This is a genomic window from Longimicrobium sp. (assembly GCF_036399255.1).
In the GTDB taxonomy this organism is placed as follows: Bacteria; Gemmatimonadota; Gemmatimonadetes; order Longimicrobiales; family Longimicrobiaceae; genus Longimicrobium.
Genome location: NZ_DASWNM010000163.1, coordinates 17,862 through 42,755 on the forward strand (window position 1 = coordinate 17,862; position 24,894 = coordinate 42,755).

Consider the following 24,894-nt stretch of genomic DNA (forward strand, 5'->3'; position numbering starts at 1 on the left):
CCCGCGCCGCCCAACCATCCTCCTCCCAAATCCTCTCCATGTCCAGATCAAACCCGACCCGCCCTCGGTGGATGGCGCTCGCGATTCCCGCGCTGATGCTGGGCGCGGGTGACGTGCAGGCGCAGGACTCGCTCACCGTGTGGCTGCGGGCCAACGCGCACCCGATGGCGGCGGACGCGAACGGGCGGCTGTCCGGCGCGGGCGCGGAGCTGCTGGTGACGGCGGGGCGCGACGCGCAGTTCTTTCTGATCGGCGAGGAGCACGGGGTGGCCGAGATCCCGCTGGTGGCGGCGGACCTGTTCCGCACGCTGGCGCCGCACGGGTACCGGCACCTGGCCATCGAAACGGGCGACCTGCTGGCGTCGGCGCTGAACCGCGCGGTGCTGGCGGATGAGAGCGGCGCCGCGTACACGGCGTTCCAGCGCGAATACTTTCCGGGCGCGCCCTTCTACCGCTGGCGCGAGGACGCGGCGCTGCTGCGCACGGCCGTCGCCGCGGCGGGCGGGCGCGAGGACGTGCTGTGGGGGCTGGACTACGACATCGTGGCCGACCGCTACACGCTGCGCCGCCTGCGCGACATCGCCCCCACCCCCGCCGCCCGCGCCGCCGCCGAGGCCGTGATCCTGCGCGCCGACAGCGCCCTGGCGCAGGCGCTGGCCACGCAGAACCCCGGCCTGCTGATGATGTTCGGCGGCGCGGACGACGTGTACGCGCCGCTGCGCGCGGCCTACGCGCCCGAGCCGGGCTCCGAGGCCGACCGCATCATCTCGCTGATGCAGGGAACGCGCGAGATCAACGCCTTCTGGGGCCGCAACCAGGGCTACCTTTCAAACCATCACCGCGCGCTGCTGAACAAGCGGCAGTTCATGCACTACCTGCAGGCCGCCACGCAGCGCGACGGCCGCATGCCGCGGGTAATGATGAAGTTCGGCAGCAGCCACATGGTGCGCGGCCGCAGCTTTACCAACGTCTTCGACCTGGGCACGCTGGCGTCCGAGATCGCCGAGGTGAACGGCAGCCGCTCGTTCGGCGTGCTGATGCTGGGCGGCGCGGGCACCACGCACGCCGTCATCGACCCGCGCGCCTTCACCACCGTCGAGGCGCCGGTGGAGGTGGAGGAGTGGATCAAGCCCTTCTACGACGCCGCGGACCCGGGGCGCTGGACGGTGTTCGACCTGCGCGCCATCCGCGCCCGCGTCCCGCGGCTGGGCACGCTGCCGGACGAAACGCGGAAGGTGCTGTACGGCTTCGACGCCGTGGTCATCCTCTCCGGCAGCGGCCCCCAGCACGACCTGCTGCAGTGAGCGTCGGCTTTTGTGCAGGCGTGCCTTGTGCGATCCGGCCGCGCAAGCCGGCTTCTGTGCCGAATCGCAAAGGAATGGTCTCACACGGAGTCAGAGGCAGCAGAGTTTTCTCGTGCCGTATCCACGGGTATCAAGCGCGGAGGCGATCGGGATGAGTGGTTCCGCCGTCGATCTTAAAGACATGCCGCCTCAACTGCTGGAACTGGTGGAAGAGGCCAGGCTTCATGGAGAGATGGTGCTCACCCATGAGGGAGATGCCGTCGCGAAGATCGTCCCCCTGCCTCGTGTGCGCGCCCGTGCGCCGCGCCAGCCCGGCAGCGAACGCGGGCTCATCATCCACATGGCGGACGGCTTCGATACCATGCCCCCAGAATTCGACGTTCATCCTGATGCCTGACGATTCCCTCGCCCTTCTTTCCGTGCACGAGATCGCGCGGCGCGTGCGTGCGCGCGAGGTTTCGCCCGTGGAGGTGCTGGAGGCGTGCATGGCCCAGGTGGACGCGCACAACCCGCGGCTGAACGCGGTGGTCACGCTGAACCCGCGGGCGCGCGACGAGGCGGCGGAGCTGGAGCGGCGCATCGCGCGCGGTGAGGACGTGGGGGCGCTGGCGGGGGTGCCGGTGGGGATCAAGGACGTGACCGAGGTCGCGGGCGTCCGCACCACCTACTGCTCGCCGCTGTTCGCGGACCACGTGCCCACCGAGGACGCCGAGGTGGTGCGGCGGCTGCGCGCGGCGGGCGCCATCATCCTCGGAAAAACCAACACGCCGGAGTTCGCGGCGGGGGGCAACACCTTCAACGACGTGTTCGGCGTCACGCGCAACCCGTGGAACCCGGACCGCAGCCCCGGCGGCAGCACCGGCGGCGGCGCGGCGGGGCTGGTGACGGGAATGTTCGCGCTGGCGCAGGGCACGGACCTGGGCGGCTCGCTGCGCATCCCCGCGTCTTTCTGCGGCGTCGTGGGGCTGCGGCCCTCCGTGGGCCTGGTCCCCACCTGGCCGCAGGAGTACGCGTGGGACCCCATCCAGGTGACCGGGGTGATGGGACGCACGGCGCAGGACGTGGCGCTGGGGCTGCAGGCGGTCGCCGGCCCGGGCGAGTACGCGCCGCTCGCGCAGCCGATCCTGGGCCGCGACTTCGAGACGGCGGTGCGCGGCGCGGACGTGCGGGGAAAGCGCTTCGCCTACTGCCGCGACATCGCGGGCATCGGCATCGACGCGGACGTGGAGCGCGTCTGCCGCGACGCCGCGTTCGCGCTGCGCGACGCGGGGGCCACGGTGGACGAGATCGAGCTGGACCTGGCGTACGCGCGCAGGCCGTTCCTGGCGCTGCGCGGGCACTGGTTCGTCAGCCAGCTGTATCCGCACCTGGACAAGCTGGAGCACTTTGGCGTGAACGTGGCCAACAACGTGCGCGCCGGCCTCAAGGTCACGCCGGTGGAGCTGGCGGAGGCGGAGGTGACGAGAAAGCGCATCTGGGACCAGTTCCGCGACCTCTTCCGCACCTACGACCAGCTGCTGACGCCCACCATGGCCGTGCCGCCGTTCCCCGTGGAAGAAAACTTTCCCCGCCTGGTGGCCGGGCGCGAGATGGAGACGTACATCGACTGGGTCGCGCCCACCTTCGTGCTCAGCATGACGGGGCTGCCGGTGGCGTCCGTCCCGGCCGGGCTGGATTCCGCGGGGATGCCCGTGGGCCTGCAGATCGTCGCGCGTCCGCAGGGCGAGGAGCACGCGCTCGCCACGGCGGGAATCGTGCAGCGTCTGCGGCCGCTGCCGCGGCCGCCGATCCTGTCGGCGGGCTGAGCGGCGGAACCGATCGATCCCGATCCACCGAAAACGAACTTCGCGGACCGCGCGTCCATCCACCAGGAGAAAGCCCGCATGCCCCATGCACACCTCGTGAAGCCCGGCACCCGCGTACGGCTGAAGGACTACGACACGCGCGAAAACGGCGGGCTGGACAAGGAGGCGGGGCAGGCGCGCTTCGCCGAGCTGAACGCGGAGCTCGACGCGCTGCAGGAAGAGCTGCACGCCGCCGGAACGCACAGCGTGCTGATGGTGCTGCAGGGGATGGACACCAGCGGAAAGGACGGCGCCATCCGCAACGTGATGACCAACCTGAACCCGCAGGGCGTGCGGGTTGAATCGTTCAAGGTGCCCACCGACGAGGACCTGGCGCACGACTTTTTGTGGCGCGTGCACAAGGTTACGCCGGGCAAGGGGATCTTCGGCGTCTTCAACCGCTCGCACTACGAGGACGTGCTGGTGGTGCGCGTGCACGGGCTGGCGCCGGAGCCCGTGTGGAAGGCGCGCTACGACCACATCAACGCCTTCGAGTCGCTGCTGGCCGACAGCGGCACCATCGTGCTCAAGTTCTTCCTCCACATCAGCAAGGACGAGCAGGAGCAGCGGCTGCACGAGCGCGAGAAGGAGGTGGGCAAGGCCTGGAAGCTTTCCGCCGGCGACTGGCGCGAGCGCGAGCTGTGGGACCAGTACCAGGAGGCGTACGAGGACGCGCTCAGCCGGTGCAGCACCGAGGTGGCGCCCTGGTACATCGTCCCCGCCGACCGCAAGTGGTTCCGCAACCTGGCCATCAGCGAGGTCCTGGTGGATACGCTGCGCGGATACCGCGACCACTGGCGCGGCGCGCTCGAGGACCTGAGCCAGGCCAAGCTGGCGGAGCTGGAAGCCTACCGGAACCTGCTGAAGGAAACCGGCAGGCAGGTCTGACCCGGAGAGCCCGGCGGGCGCCCCCTCCAGGCGCGCACCACGCGCCCACCTCCCCCAAAACTGCTGGGGGAGGTCGATGTGAGGCGGAGGGTCGAGGAGGCTTCGAACAGGATTGCGCTGCGTCCGGGGGCGCCTTCACCCGAGCGGGCGGGTGCTCCGCCGGCACGGGCGAATGAATTCGCTGCAACAACCACACGAAGGCCGCCTCGGCGGACTGGCGGCTGCCGGGCAGGGCAAGTACCTGCCACGTCGCAGGTTGAGAAAGCGACACGTTGTGGCCTGCCGGAACGCGATCGAATTCTCCCCTCTCCGTGAGGAACGAACGGGGAGGGGCCGGGGGAGGGGCACCCCGCGGACGCAGTTCGATGCCCGTTCGAAGTGCCTCGGCCTTTCCGCCCTGCTCGCTTGCCCACACGCGCCCGAACCGCATCCACCACACCCATCGACCCCCGACATCCCGAATGACGACGGTTTCCCGCAGGTCCAGCGTATCCGAAAAGGCGAGCCGGTTCACCGAGTCCGTCATCCGCGAGATGACGCGGCAGGCCATGAAGTACGGCGCCGTGAACCTGGCGCAGGGCTTTCCCGACTTCGGCGCGCCGGAGCCCATCAAGCGCGCGGCCATGGACGCCATCGCCGCCGACGTCAACCAGTACGCCATCACCTGGGGGGCGCGCGACTTCCGCGAGGCGCTGGCAAAGAAGACCGCGTGGCACCTGGGGCTGGAGATCGACCCCGAGCGCGAAGTCACCGTCACCTGCGGCAGCACCGAGGCCATGATCGCCACGCTGATGGCGACCGTGGACCCCGGCGAAGAGGTGGTGATCTTCGAGCCGTTCTACGAGAACTACGCGCCCGACGCCATCCTCTCCGGCGCGAAGCCCGTGTACGTAAAGCTCCATCCGCCCACCTGGAGCTTCGATCCGGACGAGCTGCGCGCCGCGTTCACGGAGCGGACCAAGGCGATCATCCTCTGCAACCCCAACAACCCCGTGGGCAAGGTGTTCACGCGGGACGAGATGCAGTTCATCGCCGACCTGTGCATCGAGCACGACGCGCTGTGCATCACCGACGAGATCTACGAGCACATCCTCTACGCCCACGCGGACGGCACGCCGGCGCGGCACGTGTGCATGGCGCAGCTGGAGGGGATGCGCGAGCGCACGGTCGTCATCAACTCCATGTCCAAGACGTACTCGGTGACGGGGTGGCGCGTGGGCTACTGCATCGCCCCGCCCCACATCACCGCCGCCATCCGCAAGGTGCACGACTTCCTCACCGTGGGCGCCGCCGCCCCGCTGCAGGCCGCGGGGGCCTTTGCGCTGTCGCTGCCGCCCGAGTACTACGACCACCTGCGCACGGACTACCAGGCGCGGCTGGACCTGTTTCTGCCGGCGGTTGAAAAGGCGGGCTTCGGCGTTACGCGGCCGGAGGGGGCGTACTACGTGATGACGGACATCAGCCGCTTCGGGTTCGCCAACGACGTGGAGTTCGCCATGCACCTGGTGCGCGAGGTGGGCGTGTCGTGCGTTCCCGGCAGCAGCTTCTACCACCGCCCCGAAGACGGCGCGCAGCAGGTGCGCTTCTGCTTCTGCAAGAAGGACGAGACGCTGCTTGCCGCCGTGGAGCGGCTGGCGAAGCTGTCGTAAGGAGGAGTCTCCGGCGACTCGCGGAGAGCCGCGATCCGCATCAAACGGTGGGTGAGGAGGGATGATGAGCGACGCGGAACCGATCTTTACCGGGTCACAGGGCTCGGCGCACCTCATCGAGTGGATCGACGGGGTGCTGATGGACCTGCGCGACGGGCGCGTGAACGACGCGCGCGCGGCGCTGGAGACGGAGGAGTGGCGCGGGCTGAACCTGGACGGCATTCCCGAGCCCATCCGCAACCAGATGCACGAGAGCCTGGAAGAGGCAGCCCGGGCGCTGGCTGATTCCAACGATTTCCCCGGCGGCGCCGAGGCCGCGCTGCTGATGGCCCGCTCGCGCTTTCTTCCCGGCGCGTAGCGGCTCTACCCGAAACCGCGTGCCCTCTCCACTTTCATCCCGAGGTACACGATGCGCCGAATCTGCCTGCTCCTGCTCACCCTCCTGGCGCTCACGCCCGCCGTTCCCGCCGCCGCACAGGTGCAGGTGCAGGGTGCGTACACGCTTACGCAGCTGGAGGGGCGGGTGCTCCCCGCGCCGTCGCCGGACGAGGACAACGTGACCGTGCACGCCGCCGCGCTCCTGCTCGGGGAAGACGGCGGATACACGTTCGCGCTGCAGACGAGCATGGGGGACCACGTCCGCATCGAGCACCGGCAGGCCACGGGAACGTATCGAGTAGAGGGCGACACGCTGTTCCTGGAGATGGACGACGGCTCCGAGCCCGTCCCCCTCGTGTATGCCCTGGAGGAAGATGGCCGGCTGACGCTGCGGGTGCCGGCGGGGTACGCGTACACCTTTCAGCGGCAGTAGCCCGGCCCGGCGATCAGCGCGCGGCCGAGGCGGGCGGGCGCAGGAGCGTGTAGGGGTTCAGATCGCGCCCCTTCCACCATCGGTTGGGGTCGGTGACGGTAAAGACGGCAAAGTGCAGGTGCGGGCTGCCGCTTACGTTGCCCGTGCTCCCCACGTAGCCGATCACCTCGCCCTGGCGCACCAGGTCGCCTTCCTTGAGGCCGGCGCGCCAGCCGTTCAGGTGGGCGTAGTAGTAGATGGTGCGGGCGTCCAGGTCGCGCTGGTACACCGACACCCCGCCCACCGCGTTGGAGTCGCGCTTCACGATCACGCCCGCCGCCGCCGCGACAACCGGCGTGCCCTTCGCCGCGAAGATGTCGACGCCCTTGTGCGCGCGTCCGCCGGAGCGCGCCGCCCCGTACGTGTTCTTCAGCTCCGCCGCCCGCACCCCCGCCACCGGAATCACCAGCCCCGCCGACGCCTCCGCGCGCCACCGCTCCTCGCGCGAGGGGATGGAGACGACGAGCGCCCGGTCCGACGCCGCCAGGTAGATCAACAGCCCCAGCAGCAGCCCCGCCTGCACCAGCGCGGCCGCGATGACGACGTTCCGGAACGACAGGCGTGGCCGCCGCATCCGATCTCCAGTGCTTTCGAGGGATGAACCCACTTCCTGGGAGCACGAAGCGGACCCGGCGGCTGCGCGGCGGTCGGAACGTCAGCTGGCGGGAAGGCTGAATTCCAGCTTCGCCCACGCCTCTCTCAGCGTGGGATCAAGCCGGCTCACCGCGCGCATGGCCTCCGCGGGAAACGCATGCAGCAGGTACAGCAGCCGGAACGTGGCCCCCGAGGCGAGCTTTCCCTTCCGCAGCTTGGAGACGTAGCCGGGCGACAGGTTGGCGAATCGCTCGATCTGCACCTGCGAGAGCCCCGCGCGCCGCAGATCGTTGATCAGCGCCCGCTGCTGCCGCAGCCGCTTGCGCCGGTACGACCGCTCCAGCGCCGCCTCGAGCGCTTCCGTGTTCTCCGCGTTCAGCGCCATGTCACCACACACGTCGCACACGGGTAGCGTCAGCGTCTCGCGAACCCGCACGCGGGGATCGTCCCTGTGACCCATCGTCATCCCACCGCCCGGGTAAAGGAGGCGGCATCAAGATATCGGGAGTGTAGTGGGTAGCAGGCAGGGCTGATTGGCCTCATTCTCATACCCAAATCCTGAAAAAGAATAATCGTACAGAGGAACAGAGTCAGACAGAGAAAGCGAGTTGAAATATCATCCTGGTTCCTCTGTCTGACTCTGTACCTCTGTACCCTTAAAGCCGTTGTTTTTCCGGAGAAGGCATCACGATTACACAGAGTCAGCAGAGTCAACAGAGTCTGACTCTGCTAACTCTGTTGACTCTGTGTGAGGCCATTTCAGTCGTGGGCAGATCAAAGAAACAGCTTCGCGACCTCGGGCTTCAGCACCTTGCCCATGGCGTTGCGGGGGAGCGAATCCACGGTGCGCAGGTCGCGGGGGAGCTTGTAGGGGGCCAGGTGATCGCGCGCCCACGCCTGCAGCTCCGGCAGCGAGAGCGCGGCCCCGTCGCGCGCCTCCACCGCCGCGCAGACGCGCTCGCCCCAGTCCACGTCCTCCACCCCCACCACGGCGCACTCGAGGATGCCGGGATGCGTGCGCAGCACCTCCTCGATCTCCAGGGCGGAGACCTTGTAGCCGCCGGTCTTGATGATGTCCACGCTGCGGCGGCCCAGGATGCGGTAGGATCCATCCTCCACCACCGCCACGTCGCCGGTGCGGAACCAGCCGTCGCGGAACGCCCCGGCCGTGGCCTCCGGCCGGCGCCAGTACTCCAGGAACACGGCGGGCCCGGCGATCTCGATCTCCCCCGGCGTCCCGGGCTCCACCTCGGCGCCGTCCTCGTCCACCAGCCGCGCGCGCACGCCCGGCAGCGGCACCCCCACGAAGCCGGGGCGCCGCGCGCCGTGCAGCGGGTTGCTGAGGGCCATGCCGATCTCCGTCATCCCGTAGCGCTCCAGCAGGACGTGGCCGCTGATCTGCCGCCAGCGCTCCAGCGTCTGCACCGGCAGCGCGGCGGATCCGCTCACCATCAGCCGCATCCGCCGGCACCCCGCCGACATCCGCTCGCGCCGCTCCTCGTCCGCCGCGTCGTACGCTCCGATCAGGCGGCCGTAGACGGTGGGGACGGCCATGAACAGCGTCAGGCGCCCGCTCTCGATCACCTCCCACACCTCGCCGGCGTCGAAGCGCGGGACGATCTCGCAGACGGCGCCGGACCAGAGCGCGCAGGCGAGCACGTTGACGATGCCGTGCACGTGGTGCAGCGGCAGGACCAGGAGAATGCGGTCGTCCGCCGTCCATCCCCATGCCTCCACCAGCGCGGCCACCTGCGCGCGCAGGCTGGGGTGCGTGGTAACGGCGCCCTTGGGCTTTCCCGTGGTGCCGCTGGTGTAGACGATCATCGCCCGCCGCGCCTCGTCGATCGACGGCAGCGCCACGGGCTCCCCGGCCAGCGCATCCTCCGTCCGCAGGAAGCGCCGCCCGTTCCGCTCCGCGATGGGCGCCAGCACGTCCGCAAACTGCGGGTGCGCGACGACGATCTCCGCATCCGCGTCCTGGACCACGTACTCCAGCTCCGCGGGGGGATGCGAGACGGCCAGCGGCACCGCGATGCCGCCCGCGCGCCACACGCCCCACTGCACCGCCACGTAGTCCCACCCCGGCGGCGCCAGGAACGCCACCCGCGCCTCGCGCAGGTCGTCGCCCCCCGCCAGCAGCGCCGCCGCCACCCGCGCGGAGGCGTCCAGCAACTCCGCGTACGTGAACGTTCCCTCCGGCGCCACCACGGCGGTGCGCGCCGCGTGCTCACGGGCGCGGGCGACGATCGGCAGGTCTGGGTTGCGGGCGGACATCGGCGGGACTCGGCGGTGGAGGCCTGAGAGCGGCGGGGCACTGCGGACAACCTAATCCCGAGCCGGCCCGGCCGCATCAAAAGCAGGACGCCCGCGGAGGTCCGCCGGGCCGCGATCGTGCGACCTGGTGCGGAGATCAGCGGGTGCCGTGGATGAGGACCAGCCATCCCAGCGGCCGCAGCGCGGGGACGGTGAGCAGGGCATCGTCCACCCGCTGCACCCCGCGCGACAGGGCGCGCAGCATTCGCCCAGCCGCGCCGCCGGGGTGGCGGTGGATCCCCGTCCAGGTCAGCAGGCCCGGAGACAGCAGGTGGAACGGCCGGTAGCGCACCTCGCCGAAGTACGCCTCGTACAGATGGCGCCCCTGCCACGACAGGTGGCTGCGCGGCTGCGCGGAGGGCCGGGCGATCCGCTCGGCCAGGCGGTACGTGCGCGCCCACGGGCTGCCGTACAGGTTCTCCACCACCGCAAAGCGGCCGCCGGGCTTCAGCACCCGGCGGCATTCGGCCAGGGCGCGCGCCCGGTCCGTGTACTGCAGCATGCTGACGGAAAGCAGCGCATCCACGCTGGCGTCGTCCAGCGGCAGCGCCTCGGCGAGGGCGGCGACGTAGCGGCCGGAGGGATAGCGCGCGCGGCTCTGCCGCAGCTCCGCGGGGCTCGCATCCACCCCCACCGCCCGCGCGCCGTACCGCGCCAGCGCCGACGTCAGGTATCCGCGCCCCGAGCCCAGGTCCAGCACCACGGCGCCCGGGGACAGCCCTTCCTGCAGGTGGCCCAGCGCAATCCGCAGCAGCGGCTCACAAAGGAGCGGAAACCAGCCGTCCCCCGTCTCCCGCCACAGGTCCAGCAGGCCGGGCGCCGTCGATGTCGTCACACGACGCGGATCAAACGCTCTCGGGATCGATCCCCGCAATCTTCAGAAGGCTGGATTGGCCGGCACATCTCCTTGCCCGTCAAGGGCCTCACACGGCGATCTCCAGCACGCGCGAGCCCGTTCCCTGCTCCGGCTCATCTACATCGACCGAGAGGCAGCCTTCTACCGCTTCGTAGAGGTTGCTCAGCAGCTCTTCGAAGGTATCGCCTTGCGTGGCACAGCCGGGGATGGCGGGCACCTCGGCCCAGTACCCGCCCTCTTCCGCCTCATGGACGATGACTCGCAATTTAGACGCTCCAGATCAGACGAACAGCTCGCGCAGGGGAAGCGTCCACCCGGGGACGACGTCACCGCCGTCCAGCACGTCGCCCTCGGTGAGCAGGGCGATGTCGTCGCGGGAGCGGTAGACCGTCGCCGCGCGCCGGGCCGGGTTGACCACGACGACCATCCGGCACCCCGCCGCCAGCCATCGCGTCACCTTGGCCTCCACCTCCACGAACGAATCGCCCGGCGACACCACCTCCACCGCCAGGTCCGGAGCGCCCGCGCGGTATCCGCGTCCGATCGCCGCACGCTCGATCCGCTCCCGGCTTACGAACGCGGCGTCCGGCGCCATCAAGGTATCCGGCGCGGACGAGAGACGGAAGCCCGTTCTTGCGTACACGTTGCCAGCATCATGCGCCAGGACGTGGCTTCCGAGGCGAATCAGGATCTCCGCCGCGATCAGGCCATGCTCTTCCCCCGGCACCGGCGTGACCCACACGTCTCCGTCCACCAGTTCGCGCAGAAGGCCGTCGTCCGGCATCGCGCACAGCTCATCGACCGTGACCGGCCGCGACCGAGGTGAGGCTGTCATCTCGCGGTGACCTCCGATCCAGAACGCAGGACGGCCCCGCGAAACAACGCGAGGCCGTCCTGATCGTCGTCATCGTCCCGGCACGGGATCAGAAGAACACCGGCTCCTGGTAGGCGCCGAAGACCTCTTCCATCGCGGCGCGGATCTCGTACAGCGTGGCGTAGGCGCGCACGGCGTCGAGCATGGCGGGCACCACGTTCTCGGTGGTCCGCGCGGCCTGCTTCAGGCGCTCCAGGGTGGCGTCCACCTGCGCCTGGTCGCGGCGGGCGCGCATGGCGGCCATCCGCTCGCGCTGCCGCAGCTCGGCCTCTTCGGTGATCTTGAGCAGCGGGATCTGCAGCTCTTCGCCCTCGACGGTGAACTCGTTGACGCCCACGATGGTGCGCTCGCCGCGCTCGATCTCCAGTTGCTGCCGGAAGGCGCTGCGGGCGATCTCGCGCTGGAAGTAGCCCACCTCGATCCCCGGCACCACGCCGCCCAGCGTGTCGATCTCGGCGAAGATGGCCTCGGCCTGGGCCTCCATCTGGTCGGTGAGCGACTCCAGGTAGTACGAGCCCGCCAGCGGGTCGATGGTGTTGGGCACCCCGGTCTCGAACGCCAGCACCTGCTGCGTGCGCAGGGCGATCTGCACCGCGCGCTCGGTGGGCAGCGCCAGCGTCTCGTCCATGGAGTTGGTGTGCAGCGACTGCGTGCCGCCCAGCACCGCCGCCATGGCCTGGTAGGCCACGCGCACGATGTTGTTCTCCGGCTGCTGCGCCGTCAGCGTGACGCCCGCCGTCTGCGCGTGCGTGCGCAGGCGCCAGCTCTCGGGGTTCTTCGCGCCGAAGTCGTCGCGCAGGTGGCGCGCCCAGATGCGGCGGGCGGCGCGGAACTTGGCGATCTCTTCGAAGAAGTCGTTGTGCACGTCCCAGAAGAACGAGAGGCGCGGCGCGAAGTCGTCCACGTCCAGCCCCCGCTCGACCCCGCGGCGCACGTACTCAAGCCCGTTCTTGAGCGTGTACGCCAGCTCCTGCGCGGCCGTCGACCCCGCCTCGCGGATGTGGTAGCCGCTGATGGAGATGGGGTTGTACTTGGGCGCCTCCTTCGAGGCCCACTCGAACATGTCGACGATCAGGCGCAGCGCCGGCTCGGGCGGGAACACCCAGGCGTGCTGCGCCTGGTACTCCTTGAGGATGTCGTTCTGCACCGTGCCGCGCAGCTTGTGGAACGGCACGCCCTGCTTTTCGGCCGCGACCATGTAGAAGCAGAACAGGATGATCGCGGGCCCGTTGATGGTCATGGACACCGACACCTGGTCGAGCGGAATGCCGTCGAACAGGGTTTCCATGTCGTCGAGCGAGCTGATGGCCACGCCGCACTTGCCCACCTCGCCCAGCGAGCGCGGATGGTCGCTGTCGTAGCCCATCAGCGTGGGAAAGTCGAACGCGACCGACAGGCCCGTCTGCCCGCGGCCCAGCAGGAAGTGGTAGCGCGCGTTGGTCTCTTCCGCCGTGCCGAAGCCGGCGAACTGGCGCATGGTCCACAGCCGCGTGCGGTACATGGTGCCGTACGGCCCCCGCGTGAACGGGAACTCGCCGGGCATCCCCAGCGCCGCGTTGTGGTACGCGGCCTCCTCGGCCGACGGCACGGGCCGGTCCAGCGGCGTGTAGAGCGGCTCCACCTCCACGCCCGACACGGTGGTGAACCCCGTGTCGCGCTGGCCGGTGCGCTCGTACGCGCCCTCCCACGCGGCCAGGCCGGCGCGCAGGCTTTCCAGCTCCTTTTCCTTTTCGCGGATGCGCTCCAGCAGTTCCGCGGTGGGCACGTTACGCTCGACGACGCTCATCGTATGAATCTCGCTTATCGGGGGTGAACCCCAAGTTCCGCCACGATCCGGTCCGCCACGGCGTAGGGCGAAAGCTCGCCCGACTCCAGCTCCGCCAGCGACCCGGCCAGGATCTCCTCGCCGGGCCCCATGCGCCAGACGAGCCGTTGCAACCGGCGCTCCACCACGGCGCGCACCCGCTCGGCCAGCCGGGCCTGCCTGCGCCGGCTCAGCTCGCCGGAATCGTGCAGATACACCCGATGCCGGTCCAGCGTTCGGGCCAGCTCGTCCAGCCCCTCGCCGTTCTGCGCCACCGTCTTGAGCACGGGGATGGCCCAGCCGCCCGTCTCGTCCGCGCGGGACTTCAATCCCTCGCGCGCCGCCTTCTGCACCGACTTCAGGCTGACGCCGTGGTGGCCGGCGTTGGACGGCGCCTCGCCCAGCCGCATGTGCAGCATCAGCTCGATTTCCTGCGCCAGCCGGTCGGCGCCGGGGCGGTCGGACTTGTTGATGACGAACACGTCGGCCACCTCCATCAGCCCCGCCTTCATGGCCTGGATGGAGTCTCCGGATTCCGGCACCAGCACCACCACCGAGGTGTCGGCCGTCCCGGCGATCTCCAGCTCGCTCTGCCCCACGCCCACCGTCTCCAGCACCACGCGGTCGTAGCCGTAGGCGTCCAGCAGGTCGGCCACCTCCTTGGTGGTGGTGGCCAGGCCGCCCAGGTGCCCGCGCGCCGCCATCGACCGGATGAAGATCCCCGGGTCGGTGGAGATGTTGGTCATGCGGATGCGGTCGCCCAGCAGCGCGCCGCCGGTAAAGGGCGACGAGGGATCGACGGCCACGATGCCGATGCGCTCGTCCGCCTTGCGGAACTCCAGCGCCAGCTTGCTGGTCAGCGTGCTCTTTCCCGCCCCCGGCGGCCCGGTGATGCCGATGCGGTGCGCGCGGCCCATCTGCCCGTGCAGCTGGTGCAGCAGGCGCTCGAAGCCGGCGCGCCCGTCTTCGACGATGGAGATGGCGCGGGCCAGGGCGGTGCGCTGCCCCGCGCGGAACCGCTCCAGCAGGTCGTCGGGCGGGGCGGCGGTGGTTTGCGAGATCATGGGGTGAAAGTGCCCGCCGCGCCTGGTTTCTGTCAAGCGAGCGAACGGCCGTTCGAAACCGTTCGCCCCCGCCCTGCTACGGACGCGGCTGGGGAAGCACCAGCAGGCCGCGCACGCCGCGGACGCGGATCCCCGGCGGGGACGGGCCCTTGCCGGGCTGCGGCCCGCCCACGCTCAGCTGCGTCACCAGCAGCTGCCCCATCAGCGCGCCGGCGGAGTCGCGCACGGCCAGCACCGCCTGCGCGGGCGGCAGGGGCGTCGGCGTGCCCCGCCACTCGGCGTCGCACTCCACCGAGCGCGGCTCCAGCGCGCGCCGGGCCGCGGACAGGTCCGCGGCGGCGCGCCAGGCGGGCGCGGCGGCCACCAGGCGGTCGCCGTCCAGCCACACGCGCAGGCCCACGGCGCCGATGCTCACCGCGAGGGAATCGCCCTCCACCAGGTGCACCTCGTGCGCGGCCCCGCCGATCACCGGCACGCCGCCCTGCCACGCCAGGTCGGCGGACACCAGCCGGCCGGCGCTGCACCCGCCGCGAATGCGCAGGGCGGCCGCCATGGCGTAGGTGGCCCGCGTGCTGTCCGGCAGCGAGGGCACCACCGCCTGCAGCGCGCCGATGCCGTGCGCGTCCACCAGGTAGCGCGCGCCGGAGCTGATGCGCTCGAACAACGCGCTGTCCACCGTCACCGTGTCGCGCGGCAGGTTCTTCGGGTCCACGCGCGCCTCGCGAAAGGCGGCCCGCAGCCGCGCCGTCTGGTCGCGGCGCGAAACGGCGGGCGCGCTCCACGGGCCCACCGCGGAGAGCAGCAGCACGGCGGCGAACACCGCCGGCACCGTGGTCAGCAGCGGCGGGCGGCGGCGGACCAGGCGAATGGTCCCCAGCACCGCCAGGATGCCGATGGCGGCGACGGCGGCCAGGCGGACGTAGCGGAACTCCGTCCATCCGTACTCCCCCAGCCGGGCCGTCAGCGCCCACGCGGCCAGCGGCACCAGCGGCAGCAGCAGCGCGGGGACGGCGCGCGCCAGCAGCGAGACGCCGCGGTGCTCATCGTCGTCGTGCGCCGGCTCCAGCAGCACGGCGCCCAGCAGGCCGATGAGCCCGGCCGCGATCACCAGCGGCGACACCAGGTTGCGGGGCAGCTCGCCCGTGGCCAGCACCTTGGCGGCGTAGGCGTACAAAATCAGCAGGTAGATGACCAGCACCGGCGTGTACAGCCAGCGGCCCAGCCGGCTGACGGCCAGCGGCACGCCGGGCTCCGCGGGCGCGAACAGCCGGTGGATGCCGCCCACCAGGATCCACGGCGCGAAGGCGAAGAACACCGCGCCGGCCAGGTCCGTGTACAGGTGCTCCGGCCTGCCCAGGTCGAACAGCGAGATGACGGCCGCGACCGCGCCGGCCAGCACCGCGTACAGCGCCGCGGAGTACAGCCCGATCCCCACCACCCGCACCGCCAGCCGCCACGCGAACGCCCACGACGCCCGCCGGTCGCGGGTGCGCCAGGGAAGCGACGGCGTCATCGTCAGCAGCAGCACGGCGGCGGCGGCCAGCAGGAACCACCGCCACCCCTCGGCCTCGCGGTCCGTGTCCAGCGCCAGGTAGCCGAACGCGGCGGAGGCGATCAGGATCCCCAGCGTCCCCGCCCAGCGCGCGGCGGCGGAGACGACGCCGCGCGCCCGCAGCACGCTCAGCCCGAAGACCAGCGGAAACGCCAGCGCCACGGACGCGGCGATGCGGGCGAAATCGTCTTCGGTAAAGCCCTCGTTGCGCACCTGAATGGAGAGCATGACGGCCAGGAACACGCCGAGCGCAACCTCCACCGGCGCGGCGGAAAAGGCGGCGCGCGCGTCGGCGGCGTACGCGCGCAGGGTACGGCTCAGCGGGTTGGGCACGGGTGTGTCGGCGGAGGGGAGAGGGGGGCGCGCGGCGAAGGCCGGCGCCCCGGGCGGAGCACTGCGTCAGAGGGTGTTGCCAACCCTCGAACTCACAACGAAGCGGTGACTTCCTGAGGGAGCGCGCCACGGGTAACCGTAAGCCACACAACCGCTTGTGCGCGACCGAAGGATCTCGTCCGCCTCCGCGAAGGGGCTGGCCTCCGGGCGCGGGAGCCGGCCCTCCGGTTGTGCCGGCGAGATCCTTCGGTCGGCGCCATGGCTTTTCGTGTGCGCAGATCGAGGAGCGGCGCCTCCCTCAGGAAGTCAATTACCGGGCGAGGTTTAGCAACACCCTCTCAGGCGCGGCGGCAGTAGTCGGCGACGGGGAGCACCCGCGTCACCACGGCGCGCGTGCCGGGGCGCACCACGTACTCCGACGCGCCGTAGCGGGGCGAGCCGGGGTGCCAGTTGTAGGTGTACCCCAGACGGGTCCAGGGGTAGCCGAGCTGCCGCCACTGGCCGGCGTTCTCGCCGGGGTACCCGTTGGGCAGCTTCCAGGCGGAAAGCATCTGGTTGGCCATCCACTGGACGTGCGCCGCGTCCACGCCGTCGGGAAAGCGCAGCGCGCAGTCGGGGTTCGCCGCGACGTCGCACAGGGTGTCGGTGTGGATGGCGGGATCGGCGGCGGGGCGGAACATGCTGGCGGCGGGGACGCGCATCTCCATGAAGTACGCCACGGGCTGGGTGGGCTGCAGCCCCAGCAGCTGGCGCAGCCGCATGGCCTTGTCCTCGTCCGCCCAGTCGTCGCACGAATCGCGCACCTCGGGCACCACGGTGACCCACACCTCGCTGGCGAGGGTGGTGTCCCGCTGGGGCCATGCGCCCGCCTTGAGGGTCACCACCAGGACCGTTCCGTCCGGGTCCGCGTCCACGCCTTTGAGCGGGAGCACGTTGCGCGGCTCGTAGAGCGCGGCCTCGGCCAGGGCGCGCGCATACTGCGCCTGCGCGGTCGAGGGCGCCGGGCGGGTGCCGGGGTTCGCCATCGCGGGGGCGCACGCGCCCAGCAGCACCAGCGCCGCACCCGCCGCCGCACGCCCCAGCCGGCCCAGGAGATGTGTGTGCATGATCGGGGATGGAGAAAGGATGGATGGATCGAATACGATCATCCGCCACACCGCCCGGCGCAAGGAAACATCTTCATCCCGGGTTCAGAAACGGTGTCGCTCCCCCGGCGGCGGCATGGGCGGAAGGTTCTCAAGATCGCGCATCAGGTGGTGCAGGCGGCCGGTTTCCGCGCGCTCCGGAGATCATCCACCGATCCGCATCGTCCCCAAAAAAATTCTCATGGCCCCCTGCCGCGCTTCCACCCCTCTCCCGTTCCCGACATCCCACGCCGGCTCGTGCCTCGTCGACTGGAGCGCCATGCCTCCGCTCACTTGAAATCACGCAGGGGCGAGAGGAAACGGCACGAGAAAACTCCGTTGACTCCGTTGACTCCGTGTGAGGCCATTCCTTTTGCGGAGTCGACATCACCCACTCCCGCACTCCCGCACTAACGCACTCCCGCACTAACGCACTCCCGCACTCCCGCACTCCCCCGCCCTACCGCGCCCGCTCCTCCGCGATCCACCCGCGGACGTTCTCCTCCAGCACCGTCAGCGGCACCGCGCCGGAGCCCAGCACCACGTCGTGAAAGCGGCGGATGTCGAAGCGGCCGCCCAGGGCCGCCTCGGCCTCGGCGCGCAGGTCGCTGATCTTCATCTGCCCCGTCTTGTAGGCCAGCGCCTGCCCGGGCCAGGCGATGTAGCGGTCCACCTCGTTGGTGATGTTGAGCAGCGTGAGCGCGCTGTTCTGGGCCATGAAGTCGATGGACTGCTGCCGCGTCCACCCCTTCCAGTGCATCCCCGTATCCACCACCAGCCGGCACGCGCGCCACATGTCGTAGCTCAGCTGCCCAAAGCGGCTGTACGGATCGGTGTAGAAGCCGGCGTCGTATCCCAGCCGCTCCGCGTACAGCCCCCACCCCTCCACGAACGCCGTGAACGAGCCGAAGCGCCGCAGCGGCGGCATGTTCTCCATCTCCTGCGCCAGCGCGATCTGCAGGTGGTGGCCGGGGACGGCTTCGTGGAACGACAGCGCCTCGATCTCGTACGTGGGCCGGCTGCGCAGGTCGTACAGGTTTACCCAGTAGGTGCCGCTGCGCGTGCCGTCGCCGGCCGGGCGCGAGTAGTACGCGGTGGTGGTGCGCGGCGCGATGTAGTCGGGGATGGGCTTGATGCCGTACGACATGCGCGGCAGCCGCCCGAACAGCCGCGGCAGCTCGCCGTCCATCCGCTTGAGCACCAGTGCCGTGCGCTGCATCAGCTCGTCCGGCGTCTGCACGTAGAAGCGCGGGTCCGTGCGCAGAAAGTGGATGAACTCGGCGAAGGTGCCCGTAAAGCCGGTGGAGGCGATCACCGTGTCCATGGCCGCGCGAATGCGGGCCACCTCGCGCAGCCCCGTCTCGTGCACCTGGTCGGGCGTCAGGTCCAGCGTGGTGTAGCCGCGCACCAGGTGCGCATACACGGCGCGGCCGTTGGGCAGCTCCGAGGCGGCGATCCCCGTGCGCGCGGCGGGGACGTACTCGTCGCGGATGAAGGCCAGGAAGTCGCGAAAGCCGGGGACCACCGACTGCTCGATGGCCTGCCGCCCCGCCGCCGACAGCCGCGCCCGGTCCGCCGGGCCGATGGCGGCCGGAAAGTCGGCGAACGGCTTCCACAGCATGCTCTGCGCGGGGTAGGCGACGATGTGGGGCTGAAGCGTGCCCTCGATCCCCTGCACCGACGCGCCGGGCAGCACCATCCCCGTGCGGATTCCCTCGCGCATCAGCTCCACGTGCTGGCCCACCCAGCCGCGAAAGGCCGCCAGCCGCGCCACGTAGTTCTCGTAGTCCGCCACCGTGGCCAGCGGCACGTCGTCGGCCAACTGCGGAAACCAGGTGTGGAACCCCTCGCGGTTGGTGATGGGGATCAGGTGCAGCCCCAGCTCCACGTCCGCCACGGCGTCGCGCCGGCCGCGGCCGAAGATGTCGTAGTTGATGCGCTCCGCGGGCGACAGCGAATCGCGGGGGATGGCGGCCAGGCGCCGCAGGAACTCGCGGTTCTGCGCCGCCTGCCGCTGCACGTCGGCGGGGGCCACGCGGTCCAGCAGGGCGTTGTAGCGCGTGTCGCCCACCGCGGTGGCGTAGGTGGGATTCTCGCGCAGGCGGAACTCCCATTCGTCCTCCATCAGCTGCCGCAGCCGCTCGGAAGCGGTCTGCTGCGCCGCCGCGGGCACGGCCAGCACCAGGGCGGCAAGGGGAAGGAGAAGGTGGCGGATGGAGGTCATGGGCGTGATGGAGTGCGGGAGTGCGGGAGTGCGGGAGTGCGGGAGTGCGTGAGTGCGTGAGTGCGTGAGTGCGTGAGTGCGTGAGTGCGTGAGTGCGTGAGTGCGTGAGTGCGGCTGGAATCATGGGTCGGCGCGCATCAGGGTGCTGGCAAAGCGCACTCAGCGCAAGATGCGCGGAGATGGCGGGGAATCATACCAGGCGCGCAAAAAAGATGGGCCTCACACGGAGTCAACGGAGTCAACGGAGTTTTCTCGTGCCGTTTCCTCTGCGCTCCGTGTCGGAACCGCTGATCCGTAGTGAGCGGAGGCATGGCGCGCACGTCGACGAGGCACGAGCCGGCGTGGGGTGTCGGGAACGAGAAAGAGATGGAATGCGGCAGGGAGCCATCCGCGTTTTTTGGAGAGGGATGCGGATCGTCGGATCATCTCCGCAGCGCACGGAAACAGGCAGTCGGCACCCCCTGATGCGCGATCTTGAGAAGCATCCGCCGCACAGATGTGCGCGGAAGCACCTGCGCCATCAATCCGGCTCCGCAAAAGAATTTCTCACACAGAGGACACAGAGGCCGCAGAGGGAAGCGGAGCCGTTCTCTGCGGCCCCTGTTTCCTCTGCGTGAGATCAACCTTCTTGCGGACTCGGACCCGCGCCGCTCAGCGGGTTCCGCGCTCGGTTTCAAGCCGGCGCTGGAGGCGCTGGCGTCCCGCGGCCGCGTACCGCTTGCACGCGTCCCGGTCGATCAGCCCCCGGGATCCCCGCTCCAGGCGCTCCCAGAGCGAGGAGCCGCTGGGATGCGGGGTGACCAGGATGTCGCAGGACAGCGCCTCCAGCGTCCTGAAGCCGCGCTCGAAGTCGGCCACGGCCGAGGGGTACGCGCGGCTGTCGGAGTAGCGGAAGCCGTCGGCGGAGATGGGAGAGTGGCTGTCGGCGTAGACGACGTCCACGCACCCCGCGGCGTCGCAGGAGCGCCACGTCCAGGTGGTCCCGCCCTGCGTATGGCCCGGCGTAAGGTGCGCCGTCACGGCGATGGGGCCCACGCGGAGCGTTTCCCCGTCCGCGAAGCGCCGCACGTCGCGCACGGGCGGAAAATCGAGCAGGATGCCGTGCTGCGGATCGCCCTCCATCGAGGTGCCCCGCTCCAGGACGGGCGCGCTGGCCACGCTCGCCGCCACCCGCGCGCCCGAGGCCCGCTGCAGCGCCGCCAGCCCGCCGGCGTGGTCATAGTGCACGTGCGAGTTCAGGATGAGCCGGATGTCCCGGACGTCGAACCCCAGCGCCCGGACGTTCCGCAGGATCAGCGGCGCGGAGCTCGGCAGCGCCCCGTCGATGAGCACGTGGCCCTGGGGAGAGGTGATCAGCAGCGCCGTCAGCCCGTGCGTGCCGACGTAGTAGGTGTTCCCGTGCAGCCGGACGGGCGCGTGGGGCACGTTCCACTCGGCGCAGCTGGGACAATCCGCGGCGGAATACGGCCGGGTGAGCGGATCGCCCGCCTGCGCGGCGGCAGGGGTGCCGCAGAGCGCCAGGAGCGCCGCGCCGGCGGTGGCGAGGGTGCGGACGGAGACGGATGTCATGCGGAGTCGGGGCTGACGTGATGGAAAAGGCCGACTCGACTGGCCAGGAGGGTGAAAGATACGCACGGCCGGCCAGTGCCGCGAGCGTGCGTGCGCGTCCACCCGCGGCGCCTCGGCGGCGCTCCCGAGCCGGACGGCCACGTGTCCGCTGTCTGGACAATCCCTGTCGCCTCCCGGATGCCGACACCTTGCCGGAACCGGGCGGTGCGACTATTTTCGTAGCACTCCGAGACACAAATCAAGCGCGCGCGGACGGCAGCAGTGCCCACGCCGCGCGCTCACCGCGTCAGTGACCATCCCGTTCGCGCCGCTGCGTTCAGGCACGCAGGTCCGGCGCGCGTCCGTCTTTCGCCGCCCCCTCCAGCCGTCCAATCATCCGATGCAGTCTCTTTCTCCCCCGCGCGACACGGCTCCGCGGCCGCGCGCACGCATGCGGGCCATCCGTGACTGGTCCTTTGCGTGGAAGCTGCGCGGCGCCATGCTCACCCTGGTGCTGGTGACCGCGGTGGGCGTGGCGGGCATGCTGCTGTACGCGAACCGCACCCAGTCCCTGACCCGCGACCTGTCCGGGCGCGAGATGGCGGGCCTGGCGCTGGTGCTGAACGTGGACCGCGACGCGTACCAGATGCTGGTGGCGCTGCACCACGCCGCCCGCGCCGGCGACGCGGCGCAGCGCACGCACTGGCTGGACTTCCATGCCGAGAACGCGGGGCAGGTCCGCGACCGCATGGCCGAGTACGGCCGCCTTCCCGGCCTTTCGGCCGAGCGCCGGGCGATGGCCGCGCAAGCCGCGCAGGCGCGCGACGCCTACGCCGCGGCCGGCGCGCGGATCGCCGCGCGCGTGGCCGCCGCCGCGCCCGGCACCGCGGACGTGGAGGGCGAGCTGGCCGCCATGGTGCGGCAGCTGGACGCCCTGCGCGAGCCGCTGGGGACGCTGGAGGACGGGCACCACGCCGCCGCGGACCAGCTGACGGCCGCGGTCGACACGGGCGAATCGGCCACGCAGCTCACCGGGCTGCTGCTGCTGGCGGCGCTGCTGGTGGCGGGGCTGGCGGTGGCGAGGGCCATGAACCGCGCCGTCACCTGGCCGGTGGAGCGCGTGGCCGCCCGCGCCGAGCGCATCGCCGCCCGCGACCTGACGGGCGAGGACGTGCACGTGGCCGGCGACGACGAGGTGGGGCAGATGGCGCGCGCCTTCAACCGCATGACCGGCGACCTGCGCGGGGTGATGGGGCAGATCCAGGGCGCGGGCGGCGCGCTGGCCGGCCACGCGGCCGAGCTCACCGTGCTTTCCGGCGAGACGCGCGACTCCGTGCAGCACCTGACCGAGGCCCTGGGGCAGATCACCGCCGGGGCCGAGGAGCAGGCGGCCGCCGCGCAGGAGGCATTTCACCAGACCGGCGCCATGTCCGCCTCGGTGGCCAGCATCGCCGAAGGGGCGGAGCGCATGTCGGGCGCGCTGCGCGAGTCCGTGGCCACGGCCCGGGAGGGCGGCGGCCGGGTGCGCGCGGTGGCCAGCGGCACCGCCGAGGCCGGCCAGGTGGTGGCCGGGAACGTGGAGAGCGTGCGCCGGCTGCAGCGCCACTCGGCCCAGATCGCCGAGTTCGCGCAGACCATCACGGGGATCGCCAGCCAGACCAACCTGCTGGCGCTGAACGCGGCCATCGAGGCCGCGCGCGCGGGCGACGCCGGGCGCGGCTTTGCCGTGGTGGCGGCGGAGGTGCGGGCGCTTTCGGAGAGCGCGGCGGCGGCCGCGCGGCGCACGGTGGTGGTGGTGGAAGAGCTGCGGCGCGACGTGGACCAGACGGTCGCCGAGATGGAGCACAGCGCGGCCGGCGTGCAGGCGACCGCCGCGCGCGCCACCGAGGTGGGCCAGGCGCTCGACACCATCTTCCAGGCGCTGGAGAACAGCGAGTCGCTGGTGCAGATGCTGTCGGGGGAAACGCGCAGCATCGCCGGGCAGGTGAACGGGTCGGCGGCCATGCTGGAATCCGTGGCCGCCGTGGCCGAAGAGAACGCCGCCGCCGCGCAGGAGATGTCGGCCCTGGCCGAGCAGCTGGAAGTCGCCCTGGCCACCATCGCCGCGCTCGCGGGCTCCGGCCACGCCCCCGCCGACGGCGCGGACGAGTCGCTGAACGGCCTGGCGGCGCGGCTGCACGCCCTGGCCGCCTCGTTCCGCCTGCAGGACGAGGCGCCGCGGCAGCCCGCCCCTCATCGCGCCGGCACTCCCGTACTGGTGGCCGCGGCTTGATCGGGGACTCGTCCGGCTCCTGAAAAAGAACAATCGTACAGAGGAACAGGGTCAGACAGAGAAAGCGAGATGAATTCCATCCGGGCTCCTCTGTCTGACTCTGTTCCTCTGTACCTGTGAAGGGGTTGTTTTCCCGGATTCGGGATCACGCGGGGATGCGGAGGACGCGGAGAAAAGCTTCTCTCCGCATCCTCCGCGTTTCTGCGTGCGGCCTTCATTGTCGTTTGCATTGTGGCGGAATCGGGGGATGCGACGCCGCGGCCGGGAGCGGACGCAATCGCGCGCCACGCCAAAGACGCACGGCGAGGCGGAACGGCATGGCCCCTTGCAGCCCGCGGCTTACCCTGCGCCTCCACGACCGATAGGTTTCATCCGTCGGAATCCCGCCACACCAGCCTCCATGTAGACATGCGCCTTTCATCGATCCGCTCCGTTCTGCTCGCCCTGGCCGGCCTTGGCTTGATGGCGTGCGACGGCACGGGACCGGACCCGGCCGGCCCGCCCGCCAGCCTGGACATCGTCTCCGGCGACCTGCAGACCGCCACCGCCGGCACGGAGCTGCCGCAGCCGCTGGTGGTGGAGGTCACGGACGACAAGGGGAAGCCGGTCGAGGGGCAGGTGGTCAACTTCGTCGTGGTCACCGGCGGCGGCTCCGTGTTCGCCGGCACCGCGCTGACCAACGAGGACGGCCGGGCGCAGGAGCGCTGGACGCTGGGCACCACCGCGCGCGACACGCAGAAGGTGGAGGCGCGCGCCGTCCATCCCGCCACCGGGCAGGCGCTGGTCTTTGCCACCTTCCGCGCCGTCGCCACCCCCGGCGCGCCGGCCTCGCTGGTCCGGGTGCTGGGCGGCACGCTGACCGGGGCGCCGGGCGTCGCGCTGGCGGACTCGCTGGCGGTGCGGCTGACCGACCAGCACGGCAACGGGATCTCCGGCCAGTCCGTCGCCTTCTCCGCGGCGGGCGGAGGCTCCGTCTCGCCCGCTACCCGCACCACGGACGCGGACGGCTTCGCCCGCACCGCGTGGACGCTGGGCACCGCCCTGGGCACGCCGCAGACGGTGTCCGCCACCTTCGGCACCCTGGCGGCGGCGCCCTTCACGGCGACGATGGTCGCCGGCGGAACCCTGGCCCGCACGGGCGGCGTGACGCAGACCGGCACGGCGGGCGCGCTGCTGCTGGACTCACTGGCGGTGCGCTTCACCACCCCCACCGGCGCGCCGATCCAGGGCGCCGTCATCCAGTGGGCCGGCCCCGGCGTGCTGGCGCCCGCCACCTCCACGACGGACGCGAACGGCTACGCGCGCACCGCGTGGCGGCTCCCCACCGCGGCGGGCACCTACCAGGCGACGGCCAACCTCTCCGGCGCGACGGAGATGCTGGCCTTCACCGCCACCGCGAACGCCGGCGCGCCCGCCGCCATCGCCAGGGTGGGCGGCGACGCGCAGACCGGGGCGCCGGGCGTGGCGCTGGCGGACTCGCTGGCGGTGCGGGTGACGGACGCGCACGGAAACCCGGTCCCCGGCGCCACCGTCGCCTTCAGCGCGGGCGGCGGCGGATCCGTCTCGCCCGCGACGCGCACCACGGGCACGGACGGCATCGCCCGCGCGGCGTGGACGCTGGGCACCAGCCTGGGCGCGGCGCAGACCGCGTCCGCCACGTCCGGCACGCTCCCGGCGGCGGGCTTCACGGCCACGGCGGTCGCCAGCGGCGTGCTGACCCGCACGGGCGGGGCGGCGCAGACGGGCACGGCGGGCGCGGTGCTGCTGGACTCGCTGGAGGTGCGCTTCACCACCCCCACCG

At 71.2% G+C, this 24,894-nt stretch carries 21 protein-coding genes; 9 read left to right on the forward strand and 12 right to left on the reverse strand.

Features of this window, described 5'->3' with window-relative positions:
* The first annotated feature begins 71 nt into the window (after positions 1-71).
* From VGC13_RS30830 to VGC13_RS30860, 7 genes are all read left to right on the forward strand, one after another.
* Positions 72-1,304, forward strand: coding sequence for a hypothetical protein (locus tag VGC13_RS30830; RefSeq protein ID WP_331129191.1), 1,233 nt, complete (start codon positions 72-74; stop codon positions 1,302-1,304).
* 151 nt (positions 1,305-1,455) lie between these two features.
* On the forward strand, positions 1,456-1,701 hold the full coding sequence (locus VGC13_RS30835; RefSeq protein WP_331129192.1) for a hypothetical protein: 246 nt from the start codon (positions 1,456-1,458) through the stop codon (positions 1,699-1,701).
* Positions 1,694-3,109 carry an amidase gene (locus tag VGC13_RS30840; protein WP_331129193.1) on the forward strand — a complete coding sequence of 472 codons (1,416 nt, stop codon included), beginning with the start codon at positions 1,694-1,696 and terminating at the stop codon, positions 3,107-3,109. The genes VGC13_RS30835 and VGC13_RS30840 overlap by 8 nt, the downstream gene beginning before the upstream one ends.
* Before the next feature lie 78 nt (positions 3,110-3,187).
* Positions 3,188-4,036, forward strand: a complete 849-nt coding sequence (locus VGC13_RS30845; protein WP_331129194.1) for a polyphosphate kinase 2 family protein — start codon at positions 3,188-3,190, stop codon at positions 4,034-4,036.
* A 461-nt stretch (positions 4,037-4,497) separates the two neighbouring features.
* The gene (locus VGC13_RS30850) at positions 4,498-5,685 is read left to right on the forward strand and encodes a pyridoxal phosphate-dependent aminotransferase (RefSeq protein ID WP_331129195.1); all 1,188 of its coding nucleotides are present in this window, start codon (positions 4,498-4,500) and stop codon (positions 5,683-5,685) included.
* A 64-nt stretch (positions 5,686-5,749) separates the two neighbouring features.
* Positions 5,750-6,043 carry a hypothetical protein gene (locus tag VGC13_RS30855; RefSeq protein ID WP_331129196.1) on the forward strand — a complete coding sequence of 98 codons (294 nt, stop codon included), beginning with the start codon at positions 5,750-5,752 and terminating at the stop codon, positions 6,041-6,043.
* A gap of 51 nt (positions 6,044-6,094) precedes the next feature.
* The gene (locus VGC13_RS30860) at positions 6,095-6,496 is read left to right on the forward strand and encodes a hypothetical protein (RefSeq protein ID WP_331129197.1); all 402 of its coding nucleotides are present in this window, start codon (positions 6,095-6,097) and stop codon (positions 6,494-6,496) included.
* 13 nt (positions 6,497-6,509) lie between these two features.
* Here the strand turns inward: VGC13_RS30860 and VGC13_RS30865 are convergent, their stop codons facing one another.
* The 12 genes from VGC13_RS30865 to bla form a co-directional block, all read right to left on the reverse strand.
* Positions 6,510-7,109, reverse strand: coding sequence for a M23 family metallopeptidase (locus VGC13_RS30865; protein WP_331129198.1), 600 nt, complete (start codon positions 7,107-7,109; stop codon positions 6,510-6,512).
* A gap of 81 nt (positions 7,110-7,190) precedes the next feature.
* Positions 7,191-7,595 carry a hypothetical protein gene (locus VGC13_RS30870; RefSeq protein ID WP_331129199.1) on the reverse strand — a complete coding sequence of 135 codons (405 nt, stop codon included), beginning with the start codon at positions 7,593-7,595 and terminating at the stop codon, positions 7,191-7,193.
* Between the two features lie 308 nt (positions 7,596-7,903).
* Positions 7,904-9,403, reverse strand: a complete 1,500-nt coding sequence (locus VGC13_RS30875; protein WP_331129200.1) for an acyl-CoA synthetase — start codon at positions 9,401-9,403, stop codon at positions 7,904-7,906.
* Positions 9,404-9,539: 136 nt separating this feature from the next.
* Positions 9,540-10,277, reverse strand: coding sequence for a class I SAM-dependent methyltransferase (locus tag VGC13_RS30880; protein ID WP_331129201.1), 738 nt, complete (start codon positions 10,275-10,277; stop codon positions 9,540-9,542).
* Between the two features lie 88 nt (positions 10,278-10,365).
* Positions 10,366-10,563, reverse strand: a complete 198-nt coding sequence (locus VGC13_RS30885) for a type II toxin-antitoxin system HicB family antitoxin (protein ID WP_331129202.1) — start codon at positions 10,561-10,563, stop codon at positions 10,366-10,368.
* 15 nt (positions 10,564-10,578) lie between these two features.
* The gene (locus VGC13_RS30890; protein WP_331129203.1) at positions 10,579-11,133 is read right to left on the reverse strand and encodes a Uma2 family endonuclease; all 555 of its coding nucleotides are present in this window, start codon (positions 11,131-11,133) and stop codon (positions 10,579-10,581) included.
* Positions 11,134-11,221: 88 nt separating this feature from the next.
* Positions 11,222-12,958 carry a methylmalonyl-CoA mutase family protein gene (locus VGC13_RS30895; RefSeq protein ID WP_331129204.1) on the reverse strand — a complete coding sequence of 579 codons (1,737 nt, stop codon included), beginning with the start codon at positions 12,956-12,958 and terminating at the stop codon, positions 11,222-11,224.
* A 14-nt stretch (positions 12,959-12,972) separates the two neighbouring features.
* Entirely contained in the window at positions 12,973-14,040 is a 1,068-nt protein-coding gene (meaB, locus tag VGC13_RS30900) for a methylmalonyl Co-A mutase-associated GTPase MeaB (RefSeq protein ID WP_331129205.1), read from the reverse strand.
* Positions 14,041-14,116: 76 nt separating this feature from the next.
* Entirely contained in the window at positions 14,117-15,925 is a 1,809-nt protein-coding gene (locus tag VGC13_RS30905; protein ID WP_331129206.1) for a DUF4153 domain-containing protein, read from the reverse strand.
* Between the two features lie 338 nt (positions 15,926-16,263).
* Entirely contained in the window at positions 16,264-17,031 is a 768-nt protein-coding gene (locus tag VGC13_RS30910) for a hypothetical protein (protein ID WP_331129207.1), read from the reverse strand.
* 478 nt (positions 17,032-17,509) lie between these two features.
* Positions 17,510-19,273: a DUF885 domain-containing protein gene (locus tag VGC13_RS30915; RefSeq protein ID WP_331129208.1), complete on the reverse strand. Its 1,764-nt coding sequence runs from the start codon at positions 19,271-19,273 to the stop codon at positions 17,510-17,512.
* Positions 19,274-19,924: 651 nt separating this feature from the next.
* On the reverse strand, positions 19,925-20,842 hold the full coding sequence (gene bla / locus VGC13_RS30920) for a subclass B3 metallo-beta-lactamase (protein ID WP_331129209.1): 918 nt from the start codon (positions 20,840-20,842) through the stop codon (positions 19,925-19,927).
* Between the two features lie 430 nt (positions 20,843-21,272).
* Here bla and VGC13_RS30925 point away from each other — a divergent pair, with 430 nt between their 5' ends.
* Together VGC13_RS30925 and VGC13_RS30930 are read left to right on the forward strand one after the other, a co-directional pair.
* Positions 21,273-23,093 (forward strand): methyl-accepting chemotaxis protein, encoded by a 1,821-nt coding sequence (locus VGC13_RS30925; RefSeq protein ID WP_331129210.1) that lies wholly within the window; start codon positions 21,273-21,275, stop codon positions 23,091-23,093.
* Positions 23,094-23,501: 408 nt separating this feature from the next.
* Positions 23,502-24,894, forward strand: a 1,393-nt coding sequence (locus VGC13_RS30930; RefSeq protein ID WP_331129211.1) for an Ig-like domain-containing protein, incomplete at its 3' end; no start/stop codon positions are given.

Coding starts and splice junctions, on each gene's coding strand:
- VGC13_RS30830 (WP_331129191.1), top strand. CDS start 72: ATGGCGCTCGCGATTCCCGCGCTGATGCTGGGCGCGGGTGACGTGCAG.
- VGC13_RS30835 (WP_331129192.1), top strand. CDS start 1,456: ATGAGTGGTTCCGCCGTCGATCTTAAAGACATGCCGCCTCAACTGCTG.
- VGC13_RS30840 (WP_331129193.1), top strand. CDS start 1,694: ATGCCTGACGATTCCCTCGCCCTTCTTTCCGTGCACGAGATCGCGCGG.
- VGC13_RS30845 (WP_331129194.1), top strand. CDS start 3,188: ATGCCCCATGCACACCTCGTGAAGCCCGGCACCCGCGTACGGCTGAAG.
- VGC13_RS30850 (WP_331129195.1), top strand. CDS start 4,498: ATGACGACGGTTTCCCGCAGGTCCAGCGTATCCGAAAAGGCGAGCCGG.
- VGC13_RS30855 (WP_331129196.1), top strand. CDS start 5,750: ATGAGCGACGCGGAACCGATCTTTACCGGGTCACAGGGCTCGGCGCAC.
- VGC13_RS30860 (WP_331129197.1), top strand. CDS start 6,095: ATGCGCCGAATCTGCCTGCTCCTGCTCACCCTCCTGGCGCTCACGCCC.
- VGC13_RS30865 (WP_331129198.1), bottom strand. CDS start 7,109: ATGCGGCGGCCACGCCTGTCGTTCCGGAACGTCGTCATCGCGGCCGCG.
- VGC13_RS30870 (WP_331129199.1), bottom strand. CDS start 7,595: ATGACGATGGGTCACAGGGACGATCCCCGCGTGCGGGTTCGCGAGACG.
- VGC13_RS30875 (WP_331129200.1), bottom strand. CDS start 9,403: ATGTCCGCCCGCAACCCAGACCTGCCGATCGTCGCCCGCGCCCGTGAG.
- VGC13_RS30890 (WP_331129203.1), bottom strand. CDS start 11,133: ATGACAGCCTCACCTCGGTCGCGGCCGGTCACGGTCGATGAGCTGTGC.
- VGC13_RS30895 (WP_331129204.1), bottom strand. CDS start 12,958: ATGAGCGTCGTCGAGCGTAACGTGCCCACCGCGGAACTGCTGGAGCGC.
- meaB (WP_331129205.1), bottom strand. CDS start 14,040: ATGATCTCGCAAACCACCGCCGCCCCGCCCGACGACCTGCTGGAGCGG.
- VGC13_RS30910 (WP_331129207.1), bottom strand. CDS start 17,031: ATGCACACACATCTCCTGGGCCGGCTGGGGCGTGCGGCGGCGGGTGCG.
- VGC13_RS30915 (WP_331129208.1), bottom strand. CDS start 19,273: ATGACCTCCATCCGCCACCTTCTCCTTCCCCTTGCCGCCCTGGTGCTG.
- bla (WP_331129209.1), bottom strand. CDS start 20,842: ATGACATCCGTCTCCGTCCGCACCCTCGCCACCGCCGGCGCGGCGCTC.
- VGC13_RS30925 (WP_331129210.1), top strand. CDS start 21,273: ATGCGGGCCATCCGTGACTGGTCCTTTGCGTGGAAGCTGCGCGGCGCC.